At 52.2% G+C, this 6,277-nt stretch carries 8 protein-coding genes; 4 read left to right on the forward strand and 4 right to left on the reverse strand.

What is annotated here, in order from left to right; translation table 11 throughout:
• The coding region (locus tag RTY00_RS17915; RefSeq protein WP_312665334.1) for a LysR substrate-binding domain-containing protein at positions 1-706 on the reverse strand (706 nt) is incomplete at its 3' end.
• Between the two features lie 94 nt (positions 707-800).
• On the opposite strand from RTY00_RS17915, the gene RTY00_RS17920 reads away from it, so the two are divergent.
• The 3 genes from RTY00_RS17920 to RTY00_RS17930 all read left to right on the forward strand — a co-directional run bounded on the left by RTY00_RS17920 (position 801) and on the right by RTY00_RS17930 (position 4,033).
• Positions 801-2,057: an MFS transporter gene (locus RTY00_RS17920; RefSeq protein WP_312665335.1), complete on the forward strand. Its 1,257-nt coding sequence runs from the start codon at positions 801-803 to the stop codon at positions 2,055-2,057.
• 168 nt (positions 2,058-2,225) lie between these two features.
• Positions 2,226-2,483, forward strand: coding sequence for a hypothetical protein (locus RTY00_RS17925; protein WP_008108886.1), 258 nt, complete (start codon positions 2,226-2,228; stop codon positions 2,481-2,483).
• Between the two features lie 365 nt (positions 2,484-2,848).
• Entirely contained in the window at positions 2,849-4,033 is a 1,185-nt protein-coding gene (locus RTY00_RS17930) for a sugar transporter (RefSeq protein ID WP_312665336.1), read from the forward strand.
• Between the two features lie 83 nt (positions 4,034-4,116).
• On the opposite strand, the gene bhsA is transcribed toward RTY00_RS17930, so the two are convergent.
• Complete coding sequence (gene bhsA, locus RTY00_RS17935) at positions 4,117-4,374, reverse strand: multiple stress resistance protein BhsA (RefSeq protein WP_312665337.1); 258 nt, start codon at positions 4,372-4,374, stop codon at positions 4,117-4,119.
• 294 nt (positions 4,375-4,668) lie between these two features.
• On the opposite strand from bhsA, the gene RTY00_RS17940 reads away from it, so the two are divergent.
• Positions 4,669-5,322, forward strand: a complete 654-nt coding sequence (locus RTY00_RS17940; RefSeq protein WP_008108880.1) for a TetR/AcrR family transcriptional regulator — start codon at positions 4,669-4,671, stop codon at positions 5,320-5,322.
• Positions 5,323-5,389: 67 nt separating this feature from the next.
• Here RTY00_RS17940 and rhaM read toward each other — a convergent pair whose 3' ends face one another.
• Together rhaM and rhaD are read right to left on the reverse strand one after the other, a co-directional pair.
• Entirely contained in the window at positions 5,390-5,704 is a 315-nt protein-coding gene (gene rhaM, locus RTY00_RS17945; protein ID WP_008108878.1) for an L-rhamnose mutarotase, read from the reverse strand.
• Positions 5,694-6,277: rhamnulose-1-phosphate aldolase (gene rhaD / locus RTY00_RS17950; protein WP_312665338.1), on the reverse strand; the 584-nt coding region annotated here is incomplete at its 5' end. The genes rhaD and rhaM, both read right to left, overlap by 11 nt.

Consider the following 6,277-nt stretch of genomic DNA (forward strand, 5'->3'; position numbering starts at 1 on the left):
CCAACCCCAGAATGGTCATCGCCTCGCCCACTTCCTGAGTAATAAACGGTTTGATTTGATAACGATGCAGCAGTGCCAGAATTTCACCGTACAACGCGGTGCCGCCTTGCGGATCAAAAAATACAAACGGCTCGCTGGCTAATGCCTGAATTGAGATCGACTCCGCATCGGCCAGCGGATGCGCCCAATGCACCACAGCACAAAGCGGCTCACGCAGTAATACGCGATGCTGCAGATCGCTGGGCAGCGGCGTATTGCGCATCACACCGAGATCGAGTCGATCGTCATGAAGTGGCGCAAGCTGCTGCCGCGTGTTGTTCTCCTGCATATGAATGTGCACTTCCGGCCAGCGCTGACGGAATTGATATAACGCATCTGAAACCAGACCGGTAAACGGCGCTGACGAGGTAAAACCAATGCGCAACTCGCCTTCCTGACCGGTGTGCACGCGTGCGGCGCGGCGGGCGGCCTGCTCGACCTGTAACAAAATGCCACGCGCATCCTGCAAAAACAGCGCGCCAGCGGGTGTGATCTGTACGCTGCGATTGGTGCGGGTAAATAGCTGCGCGCCAATTTCCTGTTCCAGCTGCTGAATCTGCTGACTCAACGGCGGTTGCGAAATATTCAGGCGCTGCGCGGCTCGACCAAAATGCAGCTCTTCCGCGACCGCAATGAAATAGCGTAAATGACGTAACTCAACATTCATATTTTAAACGTCTCATTTGAGATTATTAATATATTGTACAACCTATTAACGCTTTTCTACAGTAACGCCATAATGGTTCAAACGAGGATGTTCCGTGAGTCGCTCTTCCCAGGCGGTGATACTCGATGAAGACGAGTTATCCGTAAAGCCTGCTCCAGCTGCAACCCCTTCAGAATGGATTGAACGCGGATCGCCGCAGTTTATGCGCGTGACGCTAGCGCTGTTCTCCGCCGGTCTTGCCACTTTCGCCTTGCTGTATTGCGTACAGCCGATTCTGCCGGTGCTATCGCAGCAGTTTGGCGTTTCTCCGGCGCAAAGCAGTATTTCTCTCTCGCTCTCCACCGGCTTAATGGCGTTAGGATTGCTGTTTACTGGGCCGCTGTCGGATGCAATTGGCCGTAAATCGGTGATGGTTACCGCGCTGTTGCTCGCCGCCATCTGCACTTTGATTTCCGCCTGCATGAGCAGCTGGCAAGGCATTTTGCTGATGCGCGCGCTGATTGGCTTATCGCTGAGCGGCGTTGCGGCCGTTGGCATGACCTATCTGAGTGAAGAGATTCATCCACGTGTTATCGCCTTTTCCATGGGGCTGTATATCAGCGGTAACTCGATTGGTGGTATGAGCGGACGCCTGTTAACTGGCGTATTGACCGATTTCTTCTCGTGGCGCGTTGCGGTGGGTGTTATTGGTTGCTTCGCGTTGGCGGGCGCGCTGATGTTCTGGAAAATTCTGCCTGCATCCCGACATTTTCGTCCGGCGTCGCTGCGGCCGCGCAGTTTGCTGATCAACTTCCGTCTGCACTGGCGCGATAAAGGTCTGCCGCTGCTGTTCGCAGAAGGCTTCCTGCTGATGGGCGCGTTCGTCACGCTGTTCAACTACATCGGGTATCGCCTGTTAAGTTCGCCGTGGTCACTGAGCCAGGCGGTGGTCGGATTGCTGTCGGTGGTGTATCTGACTGGTTCATGGAGTTCACCAAAAGCGGGCGCGATGACCAGCCGCTTTGGGCGCGGTCCGGTGATGATCGGTGCAACAGCAATTATGCTGGCGGGATTGCTGCTGACGGCGTTTAACTCGCTGTGGCTGATTTTGCCTGGAATGATGCTGTTCACCGCCGGATTCTTTGCCGCACACTCGGTTGCCAGCGGCTGGATTGGTCCACGTGCGCGCCGTGCTAAAGGCCAGGCATCGTCACTTTATCTCTTCAGTTATTACGTCGGTTCCAGCGTGGCCGGTACCTTGGGCGGCGTGTTCTGGCACAGCTACGGCTGGATGGGAGTAACGCTATTCATTAGCCTGCTATTATTAATGGCTTTGCTGGTCGGCTGGCGTTTGCAGTGCCGGAAACTGTAATACCTTTCATCTGTTAAACGGGGCTAATGCGCCCCGTTCCCATCTCAAGTGTATGCCATACGGCGATCTCACAGTCCCAGATAAAACAAAACGGCTATTCGTCGCTATAATTCATTCCATTCCAACAATAGTTAGACTTTTTTTATTTCACAGCAATGAGGTCGTTAGATGGGACTCTATTATTACGTCGATAAGCACGCCGGCTATAACGACAACCATGTAGTACATGCAACGGGATGCCCGTTTTTACCCACTGATGAGGCACGCCGTTTTCTTGGTACATTCTACACGCCAAATGCCGCCATCCAGCAAGCACGTAAATTTTATGCCAGCGCGTTGGGCTGCGAGCACTGTTGTCCGGTTGGGGTAAAAAAAAACATGACGACTCAAAATAGTGTGGCACTAAAACACATGGTGAGACTCTGATAATCATGATTTGAGAGTGGTAAGGTGTCCCCGCTGTTTTGTTAAGCACTGCTGAGGCGTTTCATAATAACTATAAATTTAAGTGTAATAATAACTGGACCTTAAGACGTTCATTGCGGCGTCAGGTCCAGTCGCCTCTTCTCTCATTTCATCACCCCTGATTACTCTCGACTCCATGCCAGAAAGCGTAATAACCTCAGGCTATTAACAACGCCTTCCACGATAAAAAATAATCAGTAATAAAAGCCCGACAAACGGTTTCCCTCCGCTCATTAATGCTCCACAATAGCGGCAATTTGTGACTTTGGTCACTTTCTGGGGTGCCATTTCGCCCTTTCACTCGCCGTCTGACAGATTTGAACTCCATGCAATCTACTACTGTTTCCCGTAAAACGGCCTGGCTACGCGTTGTATTGCTGGCTATTGCTGCTTTTGTCTTTAACACCACAGAATTCGTGCCTGTTGGTTTGCTGTCAGATATCGCCGCCAGCTATGACATGAAGACTGCCGATGTTGGCATCATGCTGACCATCTATGCGTGGGACGTCGCACTATTGTCGCTGCCGTTGATGCTTCTGACGCGCAATATTGAGCGTCGCCTGCTGTTGGCCGTGTTGTTCATCGTGTTTGTCGCCAGCCATGTGCTCTCGTCTGTGGCATGGGATTTCACCTCGCTGGTGATCTCGCGCATTGGTATTGCCTTGGCGCACGCGGTGTTCTGGTCAATTACCGCTTCGCTGGCCATTCGCGTGGCGCCTGCAGGTAAGAAAACTCAGGCGTTAAGTATGCTGGCAACCGGTACCGCGCTGGCAATGGTGCTGGGCGTGCCGATTGGGCGCATCGTCGGTCAATATCTTGGCTGGCGCACCACCTTCGGCATGATCGGTTTGTCTGCATTGGTGTTGCTGATTTTGCTGATGCGCATCCTGCCGCGTCTGCCGAGCGAACACACCGGTTCACTGAGTAGCGTACCGATGTTATTCCGTCGTCCGGCGCTGGTAGCAATGTACATTCTGGTTACTGTGGTGGTGACGGCGCATTACACCGCTTATAGCTACATCGAACCGTTTATGCAGGTGGTCGCTAATGCGGATGACAATTTCACTACCCTGCTTTTATTGCTGTTTGGATCGGCGGGCATTATCGGCAGCGTGCTGTTCAGTACGCTGGGCAATAAATTCCCGTCGGCAATGCTGATCGCTGCTATCGCGATGATCACCTTAAGCATGGGCTTGCTGGTGTTTGCCGCAGTACGTCCCGCTGCAATCACCGTGCTGTGCATCGTTTGGGGCATGGCAATGATGATGATTGGTCTGGCGATGCAGGTGCGCGTTTTGGCGCTGGCACCGGATGCCACCGACGTCGCGATGTCGCTGTTCTCGGGTATCTACAACATCGGTATCGGCGCAGGTGCGCTGCTGGGTAATCAGGTCAGCTTGCATATGCAAATGTCGGACGTTGGTAACGTCGGCGGCATTATTGGTCTTGTTGCACTGTTCTGGTGTATCGCTATCTTCCGCCGCTATCCTCAACTGCGTTCTAACGGATAAGAAAAAAGGCTTCAGAAGGATTATCTTCTGAAGCCTTTTATTCACTTCTTACGGAATGCTTAATCGCACTCCGCTCAATTCTCTTAGTTATAAATTACTGCTGTGCCATTTAGCTTGTTGTTGCCAGAGGTCGAAGTGATGCGGAATGACTTTGCTCCGGCAGCATTGGCCTTTTCCGATAGCTGATTCTCCAGCGATGTCAGATTGGTGCTGCCTGAAGCGCTAACCACACCAACTTGCTGTTGATTGAGTGGCGCTTCGTTTACCAGATCTGCAGCCATGCTACCAAACGCGATTGAAGACAATGCTACAGCGGCCAGGGTCAGTTTGATGCTTTTCATAATTTTGCTCTCTTAAACAGATGAATTAGGTTCGGTCGCGATTAAGTTAACAACCGTTAATTAAATGCTACTGCCGAAAGGGTGCGCGCGTCAATCATTTTATTAACGGTCATTATTTTAATAGGAAGTGGCGTGATTATGGGCTTCCCAGCCCTATTCGACTTATCCATTTGGGTGCTTTCGACAGCTAAAAGCACAAACTGGCAAAGACGAACAGGCTCATTCCGGGCTGCGCTTGCATATTTATTTAATGATCGGTAATTTAATTGGGTGTTTCTAGCTTTGAGGTGCCCAATGACAGAATTGATCGATGTAGTGAACAGGAAAACGCGCGGTCGCCCTAAAGTGTTTGATCGCAATGATGCCCTGGACAAGGCATTGATGTTGTTCTGGGCGCATGGTTATGAAGGCACGTCGTTGTCCGATTTGGTTAACGCAACCGGCGCGAAAGCCCCAACCCTTTATGCTGAGTTTGAGAATAAAGAGGGTTTATTCCGCGCGGCGATGCAGCGATACATTGAAACCTTCAGCGCACAACGCAACGCAGTGCTGAACGATGATGCATCAGACGTGAAAACGGCAATTGAAGCCTATTTTCGTGCAACCGCCGCGTGCTTCACTGAATGTGATAAGCCAGCAGGCTGTTTTTTCATTTGTACGTCGAGCGCGCTCTCTTCCGGCTCGGAAGAAGTGGCGCAAATGCTGGCGCAACAGCATCATGCGCAGGAATCAGCGTTAAAAGCATTCCTTGATACCCGGCAGCAGCGCGGCGAATTACCGCAATGTGCCAATAGTGCAACCTTAGCCAGCTATCTGGCGTGTTTGCTACAGGGGATGTCGGTACGTGCTCGTGAAGGGGCTAATCGTGAGGATCTTGACCAGATTGTGGATACGCAGATGGCAATCTGGCCCGCTCTGGCGGGATATTGTGAGTTGAGCACCAAATAAAATTCAGGCCGACTTCCCTGTCGGCCTGAATTTATCGCCTCAATACGAATAGTGAGACGAGCGAGCGTTAAGGCAGGAAAAACATCGGTTTTAACGCCGCGCTCACCGGACTGTTATCCGGATTCGATGGCATTAAGTCCTTCATGGATGCCCACCAACGCTGACACACTTCCGTTTTTGCCACGGCTTCCCAGCGCGCTTCAGACTCAATTTCTACACTGGCAAACAGCAGATTGCGTTCAGCATCAAGCCAGATAGCGTAATTGTGCGCGCCATGCGCTTTTAACGTCTCGGCCAGCTCCGGCCAAATTGGCGTATGGCGGCGCAGATACTCATCGTGGCAGTGTGCATGCACCTGCATCACAAAGGCTTTACGCAACATCGCTGCGCTCCGCCTGCAGCGCGGCTTGCCACGGCTTAACGTTAAAGCGTTCACCCAGCGCGATCAGTTTCTCAGTAGTAATGCTTTGACGAATGCCACCCATCGACAGCGCTTTCACCACCACTTCGGAGGACTTCTCCGCAGTATCGATCAGGCCAAAGGTCTCATCGAGGTTTGGACCGGCGCCAAAGATGCCATGAAACGGCCACATCACAATGCTGTGGTTTGCCATCGCGTCGGCTGTCGCCTGACCAATTCCGTCAGTGCCTGGCACCATCCACGGCAGAATACCGACGCCATCCGGGAACACCACCAGACATTCGGTACTGCCTTCCCACAGCAGGCGTGTAAAGCGTGCGGAATCAAGATCGACCACATAGCTCAGCGCCATAAAGTTGGTGGCGTGACAGTGCATGATCACGCGATCAACGCCGTTTGAGACCTGCTTGCGCACGCTGTGGGACTGGAAGTGAGCTGCCAGTTCAGAGGTTGGCAGGCCACCATTACTCAAGCCCCAGTGGATTTTGTATGACAAGCCTTTGTCATCGACCTGCAACAGCGCCAGACAATCGG

It is taken from the genome of Pantoea sp. CTOTU49201, from assembly GCF_032054795.1.
In the GTDB taxonomy this organism is placed as follows: domain Bacteria; phylum Pseudomonadota; class Gammaproteobacteria; order Enterobacterales; family Enterobacteriaceae; genus Pantoea; species Pantoea symbiotica.

What these genes read in the sequence shown, in the direction of transcription:
- RTY00_RS17925 (WP_008108886.1), top strand. Translation starts at nt 2,226, where the DNA reads ATGGGACTCTATTATTACGTCGATAAGCACGCCGGCTATAACGACAAC.
- RTY00_RS17930 (WP_312665336.1), top strand. Translation starts at nt 2,849, where the DNA reads ATGCAATCTACTACTGTTTCCCGTAAAACGGCCTGGCTACGCGTTGTA.
- bhsA (WP_312665337.1), bottom strand. Translation starts at nt 4,374, where the DNA reads ATGAAAAGCATCAAACTGACCCTGGCCGCTGTAGCATTGTCTTCAATC.
- RTY00_RS17940 (WP_008108880.1), top strand. Translation starts at nt 4,669, where the DNA reads ATGACAGAATTGATCGATGTAGTGAACAGGAAAACGCGCGGTCGCCCT.
- rhaM (WP_008108878.1), bottom strand. Translation starts at nt 5,704, where the DNA reads ATGTTGCGTAAAGCCTTTGTGATGCAGGTGCATGCACACTGCCACGAT.